We start from the raw sequence: 16,897 nt of genomic DNA, 5'->3' as shown, positions 1-16,897 counted from the left end.
CTACCTGGCGCCTTGCGGCGACCGACAGGAGTTGGCGCGCCCGCTCCGGTTCCGAGAGCTGCTGGCCGACGGCTTGGCGAAATGGTCCCCATCGCGCCGAGGAATCGCCGGCAGCTTGTGTGCCGGGTCCGGGACCACCTCGCCGCTCTCGACCAAGCTGCCTACGTACGCGAGCTTCGCGCCAACCAGATCAACTCGTCGCTGCTGATGCTCGTCCAGCAGGCCGGGCCCTCGGCCGCCCGGATGAGTTTCTGCGGGAGCAGTCCCGCGCATGAGCCGGGTGCAGGGCCGACCCGGTCCCCCGAGGGAGGTCCTGCACCCACCGGACCGGGGTGTGCGGTCGGAGCCGGGGAGGACCAGGCCGCGCACTCCCCGCAATAGGAGGTGGTGGCAGTGCGACGTATCAAGTGGTTCACGCTGGCCGACGACGGGCAATTCGCGCCGTTCGGCATCGACTGCGGGGGCGCGGCCACGCTCTACGGCAACCGGAGCGGCGCGCACCTCGTCGGCGCGAACAGCCGGAGCGAGTCGGCCGCCGAGGAGTTGGCCGAGGCGAACCGCGCCTTCTGGGCGGGCCTCGATCGAACTCCCGAGTCCACCCGGCGGTCGCTGCGCCGGCGCCTGCGAGGGCGACGTCGTCCCCGCACTACCTCGTGACGGTCATGGAAGAGAGCGACCGCGCCGTCGACCGCTTCGACTCGGCCCGCCGCACAGCGCAACAGCACGCCAACGGCCGCACCTGCTTCAACTGCACCGACAACAGGACCTGCATCCAATACGCGTGGGCCCTTGACGAACTGCCCCGGCACCCCGGCGGGCGCGACGTCCTGAAGGAACTCAACATCCCCGTCCCCGTAGAAGCCTCGAGCGAGGAAGGCCAGCAGCGGTGATCCCCACACCCCCTGGCGCAGAAGATCACCGACCGGTAGTGCACCTGCACCTGGAGCCCACACCCGCGAGACACCGGGAGGCGCGGGGGAGTGGGCCGGATCGGCCGGTGCTGCTGGCTGATGAGTTCTTCCTGATCGCTCATGACGACCAGACCGGTCGGCCGCGTCTGCATCAGAGCGCGGTCACTCACGGGTTGGCGGCTGCGCTGCTCGGCGAGTTGGCTGCCGCTGGTCGGATTTCGTTCGACCGGGGGCACGTCTACGTGCTGGACCACCGGCCGCCCGCCGACGCGCTGCAGCACCTCATCCTGGACCGGCTCGTCGGCGAACCTCAGCACACCGCCACCCGCACGTGGCTGTCGTACCTCGCCGCGACCGCCCACGAGGGGGTCGCCCGGCGGTTGTGGCAGGCCAGCAAGGTCGAACCGCAGCAGCAGCGCAAGTTCCTCCGCACGGTCACGGTGTACGTTCCGACGGACATGAACGTCGCCGCCTGGTCGTGGGCCCGTCTGTCAACGAAGCTGCGCCAGTACGAGGAACTGGACGCATTCGACCTCGCCTTGGCCGGCATCGCCGCGTCCTGCCGCCTGGATGAGTTCATCCTCGACGGCGCCCCCTATGCGGCCGGCGCGCACCTGCGGCGCCTGCTGGCAGCCGCCCCGCAGCCGATGCGTGAACTCCTCGCCGACCTGGACACGGCGATCGGTAACACCGTTCTGAGCCACCGCACCTGAGCGCAGCTGCGCCACACCACCCCCGTTCACCCTTCAACCCCTTGAAAGGGGGCAGCTTCCCCATGCCCAGAAATCACCCTGACACCGTGTCCGCTGTGCTGGCACGCGGCCGGCTCGGCATCCCCGCCGTGGTGTTCTTCGTCGTGGCGGCCGCCGCGCCGCTGACCGCCGTCGCCGGCGGCGCGACCACCGGCTACGCCGTCACCGGCGTACTCGGCATCCCCCTGGCCTATCTGGTGGTCGCCGCGGTGCTCGCCCTGTTCGCCGTCGGCTACGTGGCCATGTCCCGCCGAATCGTCAACGCCGGAGCGTTCTACACCTACGTCACCCGAGGCCTCGGCAGGCCCGCCGGCGTCGCCGCCGCCATGGTTGCCCTGCTCGCCTACAACACCATGCAGATCGGCCTGTACGGCGTCTTCGGCGCGGTCCTGTCCGGGTTCCTCAACGACCGGTTCAGGATGGCCACCACCTGGTGGCTGTGCGCGTTCATCGCCTGCGCGGTGATCGCCGTGCTCGGCCTGCTACGCATCGACCTCAACGGCAAAGTCCTCGCCGTCCTACTGGTCGCCGAGTGCACGATCGCGCTGGTCTATGACGCGGTGATGGTCGCCCGACCCGTCAACGATCTCGGCGTCAGCTTCGACACCCTCGCCCCGGGCAACCTGATCGGGCCAGGTATCGGCGCCGCCCTCGTCACGGGCATCGCCGGTTTCGTCGGCTTCGAAGGCACCACGGTATTCGCCGAGGAGACCAAGGACCCCAAACGGACGGTGCCCCGCGCCACCTACATCGCCGTGGCGGTCACCGGCCTGCTGTACGGGGTGTCGGCGTGGGCGATGTCGGTCGCCACCGGACCCGACCAGATCGTCGCAGCCGCCCAGACCGAGGGCACCGACCTCATCTTCAACCTCGTGTCCCCGCACCTCACCTCGTCGCTGGTGACCCTCGGCCGGTGGCTGTTCATCACCTCCCTGTTCGCCGCCCTGCTGTCCTTCCACCACACCGTCGCCCGATACGCGTTCGCGCTCGGCCGCGAACGAGTCCTCCCGAGCGTCCTCGGCCGAACTAGCCGGCGCACCGGCGCGCCGAAAGCCGGCTCGATCCTCCAGAGCGTCATCGCCGTGGCCGTGCTCACCGGATACGTGCTGGCCGACGCCGACCCGATCGTCCACCTGTTCTTCTGGCTCACCTCCCTCGGCGCGCTCGGCGTGCTGATCCTCATGACGGCCACCTCGATCGCCGTGCTCAGCTACTTCACCCGGACCGACCACCGCGACGGCAGGTGGCGCACCACCGTCGCGCCGTTCCTGTCCGCCCTGGCCCTCGGCGCGATCCTCGTCGTCACCGTCGACCAGTTCGACGCCCTCCTCGGGGTCGAGCCGACCTCCCCGCTGCGATGGATGTTCCCCGCCAGCTACGCGGTCGCCGCGGCGACCGGGCTGGCGTGGGCGTTCACGCTGCGCGCCGCCCGACCCGACGTCTACCAGACGATCGGCCTCGGCGCCGACAGCGCGACAGCGCCCCTTCGCACACCCGATCCCGTCCGCCAGCCCGCCTGAGGAGCCACAGTATGTTCACAACCCGCGCAGACCTCACCGTGCGGCAAGCCACCCCCGACGACGTACCGGCGCTGCTGCCCATGCTCGCGAACGCCTTCTCGACCGGAACAGTCGCCGAGTGGGCGGTCCCGGAACCCGCCGACCGGTTCGAGGTCTTCACCGGCTACTTCCAGTTCATGCTCGCCCTCGGCCTGCGCCACGGCAGGGTCGACACCACCCACGACCTGTCCGGGGCGGCGATCTGGTACCGGCGCGACGAGACGCCCCCGCCTCACCCCGACCACCTATACGGGCTGGAGGAAGCCACCGGCCAGTACGCGCCGAAGTTCCTCCTGCTCGACGCGATGTTCGAAGCCCGCCACCCCCGTCTACCGCATGCCTACCTCGCCTACATCGGCGTCGACCCGGCCGTGCAGGGCCGGGGCGTCGGGTCGGCGCTGCTCGCCCACGCCCACGAGGCGCTGGACGCCGAGAACCTGCCGGCGTACCTGGAGGCCAGCGACCCCCGTAACCGCGACCTGTACGCCCATCACGGCTACGAAGCCGGGCCGCCGATGCAGCCGACATCGGCCGGGCCACCCTTCTGGCCGATGTGGCGCGGCCAGCTCAACGGCGGTGTCCGCTCGTCGTTCCCACCGCCCAACCCGTACTACCGGCGGCCGCGGTGAACGCCGCCATGACCACCTGCGTACGCCGGGCGCGCCCGGCCGACGTTCCCGCCGTCACCGCACTACTGGTCGACGCCCTGTCCCGGGACCCAGTCGCCGAATGGCTGGTGCCGGACGCCGACAACCGACCGGACGTCCTGCACCGACTCCTCGCCGTCGACGTCGACCACGCCATTGAGACCGGCCACGTCGACGTGGCGGGGGACTGGTCGGCGGTCGCGATGTGGCGCCGCCACGACCTGAACGCACAACGGTGGGCGCTCGGCGACTACCACCTGACCACGTTCGCGGGCCGGGCGGCTCCCCGCTTCGGCGAGCTGAACGCCGCGCTGCGCACCTACCGGTCAGACGCGCCGCACCACTGGCTGTCCTGGCTGGCCGTGCAGCCCGGCTACGGCTGGCCGGTCGCCGACGAGCTGCTGCACCAGCACCACCAGGTGGTCGACCGGACCGGCCACCCGGTGTACGCCGTCGTCACCACCGAGGGCGCCCGAGATCTGCTCTGCCAGCACGGCTACCGGGCGGATCTGCCGCTGCACCTGCCCAACGGGCCGAGGCTCTGGCCACTGACCCGCGCTGGCCGCCCGACCCGGATCAGCGGCTCCAGCTGAACGTTCCTCCGGTGAAGCCCGGCCGCCCTACCTCCAGCGGCCGGGACACCACGAGGGCCCGGAAGGTGCGGCCGCGCAGGTCCGCAGGGAGTGCGGACCAGCCACCCGAGGCCACCCTCCGGGCCCTTCAGCTGCGGGTCGACGATTACCCTTGGCCGGTGGCCGCCACGGTTTGGTTCGTTGGGGTGTCGACAGGCAAGTCGTTGATCCATGAGGCGTTCCCGATCTGGATGGGCGACCTTGGTCTTGATGTACGTCTGGTCGGTCGCGACGTGCCCTTGGCCGCCCCTGCTGAGGCGTACCGCGCCTTGATGACCGAGCTGGCCGGCAGCGATGACGTGCTCGGCGCCGTCATCACGACGCACAAGGTGGCCGTACTGCGCGAGGCGGGCGACCTGGTCGACTGGCTCGACCCGTTGGCGGCCGAGTGCGGAGAGATCAACGCGTTACGCCGTGAGACGGGCGGGCTGGCCGGCTTCGCCCGCGACCCGATCTCGATCGGGCGAGTCGTCGATGACATCTGGCCCGACGGAGAACACGTCGTATGCATGGGAGCCGGCGGTAGCGCGATCGCGCTCGGCCGTCATCTGCTTGCCCGTCCCGTGCCGCCGGCCCGCTTGGTGTTCAGCGACCGCAGCGGTGCGGCCGGCCGCCATCTGCAGGCCGTGCTCGGTCCGTGGGCTGAGTCCCGGCGAGTGCGCCTCGAGGTACATCTCGGTGCAGTTCCGTGGGATCACCTCGTCGCGTCCGGTCCGCCCGGAACGCTCGTCGTCAACGCCACCGGACTCGGCAAGGACCGTCCTGGTAACCCCCTGTCGCCAGTCGCCGAGTTCCCACCCGCTGCCCTGGTGTGGGACCTGAACTACCGGGGTGACCTGGCCATGCTGCGGCAAGCCCGCACTCATGACGGGGTGGTCGTACACGACGGTTGGCAACTGTTCTGCCACGGTTGGGCCGCCGCACTCGGCCCAATCCTCGATCTGCCGAACGAAGGGGACACGGCAGGCCGCTTCGCCATGCTCGCAGCACCCCTACGTGCACGGCCTGAAGCTTGCCGCTGATCGGCCACCGGACATGCCGTGCCGAAGCCCGAAACTTGTCACACCCGCTTACCGGGAAGTCCGGCCGTCAGCCAGTCCGGCACCTCGCGAGGCCGGCGACGAGCGGATCATGTGTGTGATCCTGCCACCGTGGAAGTCTGGGATCATGAAGGCAAGCTCTACGAGGTCAACTCGTACTACAGCCTGCCCGACGACGCGTGGCAGTACGAGCTGGTGGGACTGACCGGAGCACCGGGAACCGGGCCGTACCTCAGCGTCACGATTCCAGACGCAACGCCGGACGATGGGCCGTTCACACCGCGCCCGGCGAGCGGGGTGATGTTCAGCGCCGGTAGCGGTGATGTCCCCTGGCCCATCCTGCGCCGCTTCATCGACCTGGTTGAGTCATCCGGCGACATAGTCCAGGACCCGACTGACGGCGGTTCGCCGATCACAGACCCTGGGGCATCGCCCCAGATCCCGTCCTCCCTCGGAGATGCATGAAGATTTGCGCTGACCTCGACGAAGAGGTGGGCCCTTTCCGTGACTGGTCCCTGGCGACGGCGGCGTTCCCGTATGTGTTCCTCGACGCCACCTACTGCAAGGCGAGGGTCAATCGCCGAGTGTTGTCCCAGGCGATCGTGGTCGCCACCGGTGCCGCGCCGACGGCTGGCGGGAGGTGCTCGGCTTCGCCGTCGGTGACAGCGAGGACGGCGCGTTCTGGACCGCCTTCCTCCGCTCACTGAAGGCACGTGGTCTCGGCGGAGTGCAGCTGGTCATCTCCGATGCCCACATCGGCTTCAAGCAAGCCACCGCCGCAGTACTCATCGGGGCAGCCTGGCAGCGGTGTCGAACAAGGAGATCAAACGTCGCACCGATGTCGTCGGTGGTTTCCCAACCCCGAAGCTTTGCTCCGCCTCGCCGGCGCCGTGCTGGTCGAGGCCCACGACGAATGGCAGACCGGCGACAGCCGCTACCTCGCCGAAGGCGCCATGGCACTGATCACCACACCCGCCCCCGTCGTTGCGACAACTGAACTGGCAGCCGCATGACCACCATCGCCTGGCCCGGCCGCAGGGCCGACATCATCGACGCCCTGGCGGTCCTCGCGACCCTGCGACCGCCCGCCCCGACATCGTGGCCCGGCCTGACCGACGCCGTGCACTGGCTCATCGACGACACGTTCTGGGACCAGCGCCAACCAGGCAGCGACATCGGCACCATCCTCGGCAGCGCCGAGGAGGCCGACGCGATCACCGCCACCCTCCACCCCCTGACAGCCATCCTCGACGAACTCGGACCAACCGCAGCCGACGACGAGTACCTCACCCACCCTCGGTGGCACGAGGTCATCCACACTGCAACCCACGCTCACCAACTCATGACTAGCCAAACGCCAGCCCGACCCGAACACTGAACAACGAGCAGAGACCCACGCACTACACCACGCCACGGGACGTGACCCAGTCGGCAGCGACCGAAAGCGTGAGACCACATTCCGCAAGGGGAGTCACCCTCATCGGGTCGAGAGCCGGCAGCAGTGGCGACCTGACATCAGCCCTTGACATCATCGGTGGCGGCCGAGGTCGGACCAGCGCGGACGGATGACGCCCTCCGGAGTGGACCCGGTAGACATCGGCGGAGGCCACGGCTCTCGCCGGAAACGCCTTACAAGCGAGGGTCGTCTGTCGAGAGTTGACACTGAGTGGGCTACGCCGCTCGCACCTGGGTGGTGCGTTGCAGGCGGTCCCTGAGGAGCAGGCGATCGGCAACGCCGAGGCGCTGCTCCCTGGTCGTAGACCGATCCCGATCGCCTCCGAGAGCAAGCCGGAGCAGGGGTGAACTCCAGTGCAGATGTGGAGTTCGTGCAGGCAAGAAACCCATCCCGTTGACCGACCCCGGATGTCCCGACAGTACAGACGCGCCCCGGCGCCGGCGGGATCCTGGAGCGCGCTCCTCGGCCCGGTTTGACGCGCGCCTCGGTAGGGAATTTCGCGGACACCTCAATGAAGGAGGCTGTATGGAGACGTCCGCTAGTGCCGGGCGCAGTTGCCGACAGCCGACATGTCCATGCGCGGCGGCGCGTGTTGCAGCGCCAACCGCGAGGGGTCGAGCCTAATGGCTCGCGTCGGTCGCTACGGGATCCCAGGGTTTGTGTGGTTCCTGATCTGGCTCGTCGTCTGCATCTTGATCGTCATCCTGTTGGCCCTGCTCATTCACCACTTCGGAGGTGCCTCGCTATCACTCAAGCTCGGCCACTTCTACCTGAACGTCGGGGTCACCTGACCCGTCAGCTCGTCGACACTCCAGCGCCGGTAATGCACCAGCCGTGTTAGCCGTCACCTTCGGTGACGGCTAACACGGCGCGGAAGCGAGCAAGCGTGCAGTGCCAGCCCCTGCGCACGTGGTCACGAGCGGGCACCTGCGGTGAGCCACGTGGTCGCGGTGAAGCAGGTGTTCTGGGCATCACGGGCGGCGGATCACGCTCTTCCAAACTGACGATCTGCCTTTGCGGGGCCGCTCAAACGAGTCCGCCCCGCCACCTGCATCGCCGCCGGCGCCCCCGTCTTCCGTTCATCTCAGGAGCGGGGCAAGGCCGTCGAGGAGGCGCTGGAGGCCGAACTCGAAGAGCATGTCCAGGTTCCAGACCCCTTCGTCAGCGGTGATGAAGCGAGCCATCAACGGGAGCCGCCCGTCGGCCAGGACCGTGCCGATCCGTTCCTCCTGGGCGTCCATCCACTGCGTGTCGGTCAGGCCGCTGTCCTGCTCGGCCTGTGCCTCCTCGACCCGGTTCACCGCCGTGCCGCGCACGTAGTTGGCCACCGTCACCGCCGCTGTGAACTGTGCGTTCAGGTCGAGCCCGCGCCCGTTCAGGGCCCGCATCATCCACTCCGTGTGGGCCATGGCGTGCGGGGCCGGCAGCGGCCGGGTGAAGGAGACCGCCTGGGCCAGCCAGGTGTGCCGACGGTACATCGCCCAATGTTGCTGGGCGACGGCTTCGAGGCAGGCCCGCCAGCCGTCGCCGTCCGGGGTGAGGGCCGGGGGTGGGTTGTCGGCCATGACCTTGTCGATCATGAACAGGACCAGCTCTTCCCGGTCGGCCACGTACCGGTAGATGGCCATCGTCGGAACGCCGAGCTGACCGGCGAGCCGGCGCATCGACAGGCCGTGCAGCCCTTCGGCGTCGGCGATGGCCACGGCGGTGGCGACCACCTGCTCGCGGTCGGGGTTGGGTGCTCTACCCGCACCGGCGGCGGCGACCACGGTGCCGACGCCCCGCACGGGCTCGACGAGACCCCGCTCGCGCAGGGTTGCCAGGACCTTCGTCGCGGTCGCCATCGCGACCCCGTGCTCGGCCATGAGCTGCCGGGTCGACGGGATCCTCGCCCCGGGCACGAGCTCGCCAGAGGCGATCCGGTCCGCGAGATCGGCGGCGATCCGGCGGTAGGGCGGTTCCTCCACAGCGGCCTCCCGTGCACTAGTGCAGTCACGGTACCCGGAGGATGAATACGGGGGATAGCACCACTGTCACCGATACTAGTGCACCAATACGCTGTACGGCATGACTGATTTCGTTCGTCTGGAGTTGCTTCGCAAGACCTACGACGGCCCGGTGACCGCGCTCGACGGCGTCGCCATCGGCTGCGCCGCGGCTAGTTTCACGGCGCTCACGGGCCTCCCGGGCTCGGGCACGAGCACCCTGCTGCAGTGCGCGGCCGGCCTGGACCGGCCCACCGCCGCGCTGGTGTTCACCGGAGGCACTGAGCTCACCGTCACGGGGAAGCCGCGATGACGACGTTCCGCCGGCGGGCCAGCTTCGTCTTCCAGGACATGCTCCCGGCGCTGACCGTGGAGCAGAACCTCGTGCTGCCACCGCGGCTAGCCGGGCACCACGCCGACGGCAAGCGGGCCCAGGCGGTGCTACCAGCCCAGTTCGGCCTCGCCGACCGTTCACACGACCGGTCGGAGGCGCTCCCCGGTGGCCAACGCCAGCGCGTCACCATGGCCCGGACCTTCGTCACCGAGCCGGCAGTCATCTTCGGCGACGAGCCGACCGGCGCGCTCGACCTGCGCAGCGCCCGTGACGCGCTCGCCCTCCTCCGCTCGGTCGTCGATCAGTACGGCCGCACCGTGGTCATGGTGACCCACGATTCGCTCGCTGCCCCGTACGCCGACACCGTGGTCTCGGGAGGGTCGCTGCCATGAGTGTGCTCCGACCTGACCGGCAGGGCCGTGTCGTGGAGGTCTCCGCTGAGAACAATGACGACGCCCGAATCAACCTCGTGGACGCGCTGCGCGGGACTGCGCTGCTGCTCATCCTGCTGGTCAACGTGTGGTACTTCAGCTCCGGATACGAGTTCCACCTGGTCGACGATCCGGCGTACGGGGCGCTCGACCGGCTGATCGCAGGCGCGGTGGAACTGCTGTTCGCGATGAAGGCGTACCTGCTGTTCTCCTTCCTGTTCGGCTACAGCTTCACCCTGCAACTCGACTCGGCGGCCCGGCGTGGGGCGCCCTTCGGCCGGTCGTTCCTGCGCCGGCTGTCCGGCCTGTTCGTGCTCGGCGCGCTGCACGCGGTGCTGCTGTTCCACGGCGACATCCTCACCACGTACGCGTTGCTCGGTCTCGTACTGCTCGCCGTTCGGCGGATCGAGCCGCGCACTGCCCTGTTCACCGCGGCGATCATCGTGGGCGTGATCGCGTTCGTGGTCGGTCTGGCCGCGGTTCTTGGTGCCGCGGTGGTCCCGGACGAGGCCGCCGCACTGACCGCGGGTGCCCGTTCGACGGAGGCCCTACGCGGCGGGCTCGGTGATGTCGTCCTGGAGCACCTGCGCTCGTTGCCGGCAATGCTCGGCGCACTTGCCGTGCAAGGGCCGTTGGCCTTCGCCGCGTTCCTCGTCGGCCTCGCAGCCGGCAAGCACCGGATGCTCGCCGACGTGCACACCCACGAGAACCTGCTGCGCCGCTGCGAACGGGTCGGCTATCCGGTTGGTCTGGCGGGCGCCGCCGTGTTCGCGATCGGCGGCGGCACAGCGGACATGACCGGACTGATGGTCAGCATCGTCACCGCGCCGTTCCTCGCGGCGGCCTACGCCGCGACCCTGCTGCGTCTGTTCACACGGCGACCACGCGTGGCGGACGCGTTGGCGCCGGCGGGACGCATGGCGCTGACAAACTATCTGGGCCAGTCGCTCATCTGCGTGCTCGTCTTCACCGGCGTCGGGCTGGGCCTGGCCGGCCACACCTCGCCGGCGCAGACAATGCTCATCGCACTGACGATCTTTGCGGTGCAGGTGGCGGCCAGCTCGTGGTGGATGCGGCAGTTCCGATACGGCCCCGTCGAATGGGCGTTGCGCGCCTGGACCCATCGGAAGCGGCCCGCCATGCGGCGATAGCCATTTCACCTGAAGAAGATCGACGAGGCCGGTCGCGCGCAGCGTGGCCGGTCGCGTTGTCGTTGGTCATGGTGGGGGAGATCGATGCCGGTGCCGTGAGCCTCGGCGCGCCGGTCGCCTCCCGGTCTGTGAATGGGCGGTCATCCGGTACGGCGGTCAGTCGACGCTGACCCGGACCGGTTCGCCATCTGGGGCCCGGACGGTCAGCGTGGTCCGACCGCCGGCCACGGTCACCTCACCCCGATCGGCGCGTAGCGGCCGATCGGTGGCGAAGACCGCGACATCCTCGGTCTGGGTCGGCCGGAGCAGCACCTCCGAGCCCCTCCGGGCTACCAGTTCGCAACTACTCTCCACCAGGGTGGCCGGTCCGACGCGGATTCCGGCGGGCAGCATCAGTCCAGCGCGGGCGCCGATGCGCAGCCGCCGGCCGGACAATACCGGCTCGTCCCGGTGCCACAGGCCGAACTCAATCCCCGACGGCGCGACGTTGACCAGGTGAAGCAGCCGCTGGCCGGACTGGTCCACGGTCGAGGTGAGCAGCAGCCCTGGGTCGCCCGCGTCGTGCCGGAGCCGAGGCCGCACCCCGAGCCGGTCCAGCGCTGCTCGCCAGAAGTCCAGGTGACACGGGTAGTCGGTGGCAATCACGACGGCCCGGCCCGCGCCCACGGTTACCTCGGCTCCGCAGGGCCGGCCGGAGCCGACCTCGGTGAGCAGCCGTTCTCCAGGCCCGGCGAGGAGTTGGGCGTAGCCGACCCGGACCTCGGCGGGGCCGGCCGCCCAGTCGTGACCCACCACCGACGGGAAGTAGTGTGGCCCGGCCTCCAGCCAGCCGTCCGGCCGCAGCCCGAGAGCGTCGGCCAGCAGGGTGCACGGCGTCCCGTCGTGGTCGCGGGTGGGCAGCGGTCCGTGCAGCAGCAACCGGCCACCGGCCCGCAGATGGTCGACCAGCCGCTGCTGGACGTCTGAGCCGAGGGTGGGGGCGGTGGCCAGCACCAGCACCGGCGGCGTGCCATCCGGCACGCGTGCTGCGCCGCCCGGGGCCTGCAGGTCCGCTGCCGGGAACGAGTAGCCGGCGAGCAGCAGTGCCCGCGCCAGCACGTCCCGCGCGCCCATGCCGCGGAACCGTTCCAGTTCGGTGACCTGCGCCGCCCTCTTCGTGGACGCCGGGTGGCGGTACTCGGTGAGGTAGTGGTCGCGAACGAATCCGAGGGCGAACCCGTCGTGTTCCTCGTCGCCGTCGGCGAGCAGGTCGCCTACCGCACGTACGGCGTGCAGTGCCCGCCTCGCCGCGGCGTACGTCGGGTTGAGCCGCCCCTCCGGGTCGACCGGGGCGGCGAAGCCGTGCCGCTCACCGGTGAACGCGATCCGGTCGTTGCCGTCACCGATCGGCTCGGCCAGCGGCGGGTTGTGGCCGCCGGCGAACAGGTAGAGGTTGAGCAGCCGGTTGCCCTGCGCCACGCAGAGCCGGGTCTTCAGGTCGATCGCCTCGGGCGGGTAGAGCGTGGACAGGTCCTCGCCGTAGTCGCCGTTGCCGACCTCGAACTCCAGGCAGGTCAGCGGTTGGGCGCGGTCGTGCGTGGCGGCCAGGAAGGCGTTGGATACGTAGAGGTCTGCGACGTTGCCGACGGTCAGGTCGCCGAGGTAGTAGTCCGAGCCGGAGGTGAGCTGCGGCTGCCCCCGGTACGTATCCGCCAGCTGGCTGATGCCGATCGGGAAGGTGCGGCCCCGCCGGTCGGCGGTGCCGTGCACGTTGACCAGGAACGGAACCCCGGTCACCCCGTGCCGCTCGGCGCTTTGCCGCAGCGCCGTCACGTACCGGCGGTAGCGGTCCCGCATGTAGCGGCCCAGGTCGTCGTGCAGCGCCAGCGACCGGTCCTCGGCCGGGGTACGCAGGGCGGTGGACCACGCCACCGGATCGGACGGGTCGGCGCCGACCCGTGCCGCGGCGGTGTCCTTGCCGTACCGCTCGACGGCCCAGCGGGCCAGGTCGGCGCAGAGGCCGTCGGTGAGGTCGGGGGAGTTGGTCACCCAGGACAGCATCCCGATCTCGTTGTCGAGTTGAACCGCGACCACCGGTCCGCCACGCGGCGCGAGCCGTGCCGCCACCAGCGGCATCACCTGGGCGTACCAGCCGTCGGCCGCGGCGAGGAACTCGGGTGCCAGGTAGTCGATGGTGCGGGTGCTGATCGGCGCGCCGTCCCAGGTGGTGGGGAGCAGGTGCGGGTGCTCGTCGTACACCCGGTAGGGGATGCCCTCGTTCTTCAGTTCGGCCATCACGAACGGGCCGGGACGGACCACGGCCCGCAGTCCGCGCTGGTGTGCAAGGTCGAGGAAGCCGGCCAGGTCGCGCTGCTCGTGGGTACGCCCGGTCAGGTCGACCGAGCCGTCCGGCAGTTCGTGCCACAGCCACGGCACGTAGGTGGCGACGGTGTCACCGCCGCAGTCGCGGAGTTGGTCGAGTCGGTCCGCCCAGTCGGCCCGGGGGAGGCGGAAGTAGTGCACCTCACCGGCGAGCAGCAGCTCGGGCCGACCGTCAACGAGGATCCGGCGATTCCGGAGCAGTACCTCTGGCATGTGGGGCAGGCCTCCTCGCACGGGAGATTGTGGACCCGAGGGTTGTGAACTTCGTCGCGGCTGCCTATGGTCGCCTGAAACCGGTTTCTGTGAGGCACGTTACGGATCGAGGGAGCGATGGGCAACAGCCGTATGACGGTTCGGGAGATCGCCAGACTCGCCGGCGTCTCCGTGGCCACCGTCTCGCGGGTCTCCAACGGCACAGGTCAGGTCTCGGAGGAGATGCGGCGACGGGTGCTGGAGGCTATCGAGAAGCACGGATACCGTCCCGACCACCTCGGCCGGGCCCTGGCCGCCGGCCGGCACGGCGCCCTCGGTCTGGTCTTCCCCGGCCTGTCCGGCCCCTACTTCACCGAGCTGATCCAGGGCTTCGAGTCCGAGGCGGTGGGGTCCCGCGCCAGCGTGCACATCCTCTGCACACACCTGCGCTCCGACTCCGATGACCAGGTGCTGGAGATGGGCCGCCGGGTGGACGGCGTCGCCGTCATGGGCGGCACCATCGCTGACGAGGCGCTGCTCCGTCTCGCCGGGATGGTCCCCGTGGTGGTGGTCGCCGGCGAGGGGCCCGGCGACATCCCCTCGGTTCGCGCCGACAATGCCGGCAGCATGCTGGCGCTCACCCGTCACCTGCTCGCCGACCACGACCTGCGCGATCTGGCCTTCGTCGGCAACCCCGCGGGCTCGCCCGACGTCAGCGAACGCTGGGCCGCCTTCCGGGGGGCGCACCACGACCTCGGCATCGAGCCGCCCAACGAGCCGGTCGCGGTCAGCATGCAGCAGGCCGACGGGTTGCTCGCGGCCGAGCAGTTGCTGGGCGGCGACGCACCCAGGCCCGCCGGGGTGGTCTGCGCCAACGACGAGATCGCCCTCGGCGTGCTGGTCGGCGCGCTCGGCCGGGGCCTGCGCGTGCCGCAGGACCTGGTCATCACCGGCTTCGACGACGTGCCGGCCGCCGCCCTCGTCACCCCGTCCCTGACCACCGTCCGGCAACCCGTACGCGAGCTCACCGCCGAGGCAGCCCGGCTGATCCTGCGGGCCGCCGACCAGCCCGGCGACACTCCCGCGGGCAGTCTCGTGCTGCCCACCGAACTCGTCCTGCGGCGCAGTTGCGGCTGCCCGGCGCCTCCGACCGGAGGTACCGGCAGGTAAGTAGCTCACAACCATCGAAACCACCAACCTCCGGAGGTACGAGATGAGAAGTAGGCGGTTAACCGCCGCGGCCGCGGTCGTCCTGGCCGCGTCGGTCGCGCTGGCCGGTTGTGGCCGTGACTCGGGCGGCGGCCAGGACGAGGCGAAGTCCGTCGGCGCGGGAAAGGCGAGCGGGGACATCACCGTCTGGGCGATGGGCACCGAAGGCGAGAAGCTCGCCGAGTTCGCGAAGGAGTTCTCCACCGAGAACCCCGACGCCAAGGTCTCCGTGACGGCGGTGCCCTGGGACGCGGCGCACCAGAAGATCGCGAGCGCCATCGCCGCGAAGCAGACGCCGGACGTGTCGATGATCGGTACCACCTGGCAGGGCGAGTTCGCCAAGACCGGTGCGCTCGACCCGACCCCGCCGGACCTCATCAAGAAAGACGACTTCTTCCCCGGCGCCTGGGACACCACGATCGTCGACAACACCTCGTACGGCGTCCCGTGGTACGTCGAGACCCGGCTGATCTACTACCGCAAGGACCTGGCCACCAAGGCCGGATTCCCGGACGGGCCGAAGTCGTGGGACGACCTCAAGGCCATGGCCAAGGGCATGAAGGAGAAGGCCGGCGCCAAGTGGGGCCTCAACCTCCAGCCCGGCAAGACCGGCAGCTGGCAGTCGGTCCTGCCGTTCGCCTGGTCCAACGGCGCGGACGTGGCCAGCGCCGACAAACTGAGCTTCGACACCCCGGAGATGACCGAGGCGCTCGGCTACTACCAGTCCTTCTTCAAGGAGGGCCTGTCCCCGACCGCGCTGCCGGAGGGCTCGCTCGAGCCCGGCTTCGTCAAGGGTGAGATCGGCGCCTTCATCTCCGGCCCATGGCACATGGGTATCGTCGAGGAGCAGGGTGGCGCCGGCTTCAAGGACAAGTACGCGGTCGCGCAGATGCCGACGAAGAAGTCGTCGACCTCGTTCATCGGCGGCAGCAATCTCGCGGTCTTCAAGGACGCCAAGAACCGTGACGGTGGCTGGAAGTTCGTGCAGTGGCTGAGCAGGCCCGACGTGCAGGTCAAGTGGTACCAGGCGGTCAAGGACCTGCCCGCGGTGCAGTCGGCCTGGAACGACCCGACGCTGTCCGGCGACACGTTCCTGACCACGTTCGGTCAGCAGCTCAAGAGCGCGAAGGCGCCGCCGGCGATCACGACCTGGGAGCAGATCGCGGCCGCTTTCGACCTCGAGGCCGAAAAGCTGTGCAAGCAGAACGCGGACCCGGCCGCGACCGCCAAGGCGATCCAGGAGAAGGCAAGCGCCATCGGGACCGGGAGCTGACATGGCCGGCGCCCCCGCGGCGACGGCACCGGCGCGACCGGCCGGGGCGACCAGCCCCGACCGGCCCGCCGGGTCGGTCCGGCGGCGGCAGCGCCTGCGGCGGGCGCTGACCGGCTGGGCCTTCTCCGCGCCCTTCACCGTGTTGTTCCTCGTGTTCATGGCGCTGCCGGTGGTGGTCTCGCTGCTCATGAGCTTCACCGACCTGCGCTCCACCGACCTGCGCAACCCGTTGGCCGTCAACGTCGTCGGCATCGACAACTACACCCGCTTGTTCTCCGATCAACTGTTCCTGCGCTCGTCGGTCAACACCCTGGTCTTCGTCGTCATCGGCGTGCCGCTGACGATGGTGCTGGCCCTGGCCGCCGCAACCGCGCTCAACTCCGGGCTCGTACGCTTCCGCGCGCTGTTCCGGGTCGGTTTCTACCTGCCGGTCGTGGCCAGCATCGTGGCGCTCGCGGTGGTCTGGCGTTTCCTGCTCGACCCGGAGGTCGGACTGGTCAACAACCTGTTGCGCCTGGTCGGGATCGACGGGCCGAACTGGCTGTACGACACCAGGCTCGCGCTGCCGTCGCTGATCGTCATGGCGGCGTGGCGCAACTTCGGCTTCCTGATGGTGATCTTTCTGGCCGGACTCCAGGCGGTTCCGGCCGACCTCTACGAGGCGGCGACGCTCGACGGCGCGACGCGGTGGCAGCAGTTCCGCAACGTCACCGTGCCGATGCTCCGGCCGACGCTGCTCTTCGGCGGGGTGATCACCGGCATCGGCTATCTCCAGTTCTTCGAGGAGCCGCTCGTCATGACGCAGGGCGGCCCGCTCTCTTCGACGCTGTCGGTGTCGTTCCACATCTACAACCAGTTCGGCTTCGGCAACTACGGCTACGCGGCCGCCGCCAGCTACGTGCTCTTCCTGGCGATCGTGGCGCTGTCGGTCGTGCAGTTCCGCCTGCTGGGGGAGAGGAACTGA

The 16,897-nt window shown here is 69.8% G+C and carries 19 protein-coding genes and 1 pseudogene; 18 read left to right on the top strand and 2 right to left on the bottom strand.

Annotated features, from left to right (window positions below; all coding sequences use genetic code 11):
• Positions 1-393 precede the first annotated feature (393 nt).
• The 12 genes and pseudogenes from ABZ452_RS21515 to ABZ452_RS21460 all read left to right on the top strand — a co-directional run bounded on the left by ABZ452_RS21515 (position 394) and on the right by ABZ452_RS21460 (position 7,788).
• Positions 394-657: a hypothetical protein gene (locus ABZ452_RS21515; RefSeq protein WP_357945618.1), complete on the top strand. Its 264-nt coding sequence runs from the start codon at positions 394-396 to the stop codon at positions 655-657.
• A gap of 5 nt (positions 658-662) precedes the next feature.
• On the top strand, positions 663-890 hold the full coding sequence (locus ABZ452_RS21510; RefSeq protein WP_357945616.1) for a hypothetical protein: 228 nt from the start codon (positions 663-665) through the stop codon (positions 888-890).
• A gap of 107 nt (positions 891-997) precedes the next feature.
• Positions 998-1,624 (top strand): GPP34 family phosphoprotein, encoded by a 627-nt coding sequence (locus ABZ452_RS21505; protein ID WP_357945614.1) that lies wholly within the window; start codon positions 998-1,000, stop codon positions 1,622-1,624.
• Between the two features lie 62 nt (positions 1,625-1,686).
• Positions 1,687-3,183, top strand: coding sequence for an APC family permease (locus tag ABZ452_RS21500; protein WP_357945612.1), 1,497 nt, complete (start codon positions 1,687-1,689; stop codon positions 3,181-3,183).
• Between the two features lie 11 nt (positions 3,184-3,194).
• Positions 3,195-3,851: a GNAT family N-acetyltransferase gene (locus ABZ452_RS21495; protein WP_357945609.1), complete on the top strand. Its 657-nt coding sequence runs from the start codon at positions 3,195-3,197 to the stop codon at positions 3,849-3,851.
• Positions 3,848-4,462: a hypothetical protein gene (locus tag ABZ452_RS21490; protein WP_357945606.1), complete on the top strand. Its 615-nt coding sequence runs from the start codon at positions 3,848-3,850 to the stop codon at positions 4,460-4,462. Before ABZ452_RS21495 ends, ABZ452_RS21490 begins: the two co-directional genes overlap by 4 nt.
• Positions 4,463-4,620: 158 nt before the next feature.
• The gene (locus ABZ452_RS21485) at positions 4,621-5,523 is read left to right on the top strand and encodes a hypothetical protein (RefSeq protein ID WP_357945603.1); all 903 of its coding nucleotides are present in this window, start codon (positions 4,621-4,623) and stop codon (positions 5,521-5,523) included.
• Positions 5,524-5,652: 129 nt separating this feature from the next.
• The gene (locus ABZ452_RS21480; protein WP_357945600.1) at positions 5,653-6,006 is read left to right on the top strand and encodes a hypothetical protein; all 354 of its coding nucleotides are present in this window, start codon (positions 5,653-5,655) and stop codon (positions 6,004-6,006) included.
• A pseudogene (locus ABZ452_RS21475) lies at positions 6,003-6,298 on the top strand (transposase); the annotation flags it as partial. The gene ABZ452_RS21480 and the pseudogene ABZ452_RS21475, both read left to right, overlap by 4 nt.
• On the top strand, positions 6,288-6,554 hold the full coding sequence (locus ABZ452_RS21470) for a transposase (protein ID WP_357945597.1): 267 nt from the start codon (positions 6,288-6,290) through the stop codon (positions 6,552-6,554). The pseudogene ABZ452_RS21475 and the gene ABZ452_RS21470, both read left to right, overlap by 11 nt.
• On the top strand, positions 6,551-6,919 hold the full coding sequence (locus ABZ452_RS21465; protein WP_357945594.1) for a hypothetical protein: 369 nt from the start codon (positions 6,551-6,553) through the stop codon (positions 6,917-6,919). The genes ABZ452_RS21470 and ABZ452_RS21465 overlap by 4 nt, the downstream gene beginning before the upstream one ends.
• Before the next feature lie 647 nt (positions 6,920-7,566).
• Entirely contained in the window at positions 7,567-7,788 is a 222-nt protein-coding gene (locus ABZ452_RS21460; RefSeq protein ID WP_357945591.1) for a hypothetical protein, read from the top strand.
• Positions 7,789-8,076: 288 nt separating this feature from the next.
• On the opposite strand, the gene ABZ452_RS21455 is transcribed toward ABZ452_RS21460, so the two are convergent.
• The gene (locus ABZ452_RS21455; RefSeq protein ID WP_357945588.1) at positions 8,077-8,964 is read right to left on the bottom strand and encodes a TetR/AcrR family transcriptional regulator C-terminal domain-containing protein; all 888 of its coding nucleotides are present in this window, start codon (positions 8,962-8,964) and stop codon (positions 8,077-8,079) included.
• 100 nt (positions 8,965-9,064) lie between these two features.
• Here ABZ452_RS21455 and ABZ452_RS21450 point away from each other — a divergent pair, with 100 nt between their 5' ends.
• From ABZ452_RS21450 to ABZ452_RS21440, 3 genes are read left to right on the top strand one after another with little or no spacing between them, the layout of a single operon-like run.
• Positions 9,065-9,295 (top strand): hypothetical protein, encoded by a 231-nt coding sequence (locus ABZ452_RS21450; RefSeq protein WP_357945585.1) that lies wholly within the window; start codon positions 9,065-9,067, stop codon positions 9,293-9,295.
• Positions 9,292-9,708, top strand: coding sequence for an ATP-binding cassette domain-containing protein (locus tag ABZ452_RS21445; RefSeq protein WP_357945583.1), 417 nt, complete (start codon positions 9,292-9,294; stop codon positions 9,706-9,708). The genes ABZ452_RS21450 and ABZ452_RS21445 overlap by 4 nt, the downstream gene beginning before the upstream one ends.
• Positions 9,705-10,898, top strand: coding sequence for a DUF418 domain-containing protein (locus ABZ452_RS21440; protein WP_357945580.1), 1,194 nt, complete (start codon positions 9,705-9,707; stop codon positions 10,896-10,898). The genes ABZ452_RS21445 and ABZ452_RS21440 overlap by 4 nt, the downstream gene beginning before the upstream one ends.
• Before the next feature lie 156 nt (positions 10,899-11,054).
• On the opposite strand, the gene ABZ452_RS21435 is transcribed toward ABZ452_RS21440, so the two are convergent.
• A complete protein-coding gene (locus tag ABZ452_RS21435; protein WP_357945576.1) occupies positions 11,055-13,472 on the bottom strand; it encodes a beta-galactosidase in 2,418 nt (805 codons plus the stop codon).
• A gap of 117 nt (positions 13,473-13,589) precedes the next feature.
• On the opposite strand from ABZ452_RS21435, the gene ABZ452_RS21430 reads away from it, so the two are divergent.
• Genes ABZ452_RS21430 through ABZ452_RS21420 form a run of 3 tightly spaced genes read left to right on the top strand, consistent with a single transcriptional unit; the run spans position 13,590 to position 16,897 of the window.
• Entirely contained in the window at positions 13,590-14,621 is a 1,032-nt protein-coding gene (locus ABZ452_RS21430) for a LacI family DNA-binding transcriptional regulator (protein ID WP_357945573.1), read from the top strand.
• Between the two features lie 43 nt (positions 14,622-14,664).
• The gene (locus tag ABZ452_RS21425; protein WP_357945570.1) at positions 14,665-15,933 is read left to right on the top strand and encodes a sugar ABC transporter substrate-binding protein; all 1,269 of its coding nucleotides are present in this window, start codon (positions 14,665-14,667) and stop codon (positions 15,931-15,933) included.
• Between the two features lies 1 nt (position 15,934).
• The gene (locus ABZ452_RS21420; protein WP_357945568.1) at positions 15,935-16,897 is read left to right on the top strand and encodes a sugar ABC transporter permease; all 963 of its coding nucleotides are present in this window, start codon (positions 15,935-15,937) and stop codon (positions 16,895-16,897) included.

This window comes from Micromonospora sp. NPDC005707 (genome assembly GCF_040631005.1).
Classification (GTDB): Bacteria; Actinomycetota; Actinomycetes; order Mycobacteriales; family Micromonosporaceae; genus Micromonospora.
Note: the sequence above shows the minus strand (reverse complement) of the source record. Positions and strands in the feature narration are given on the sequence as shown.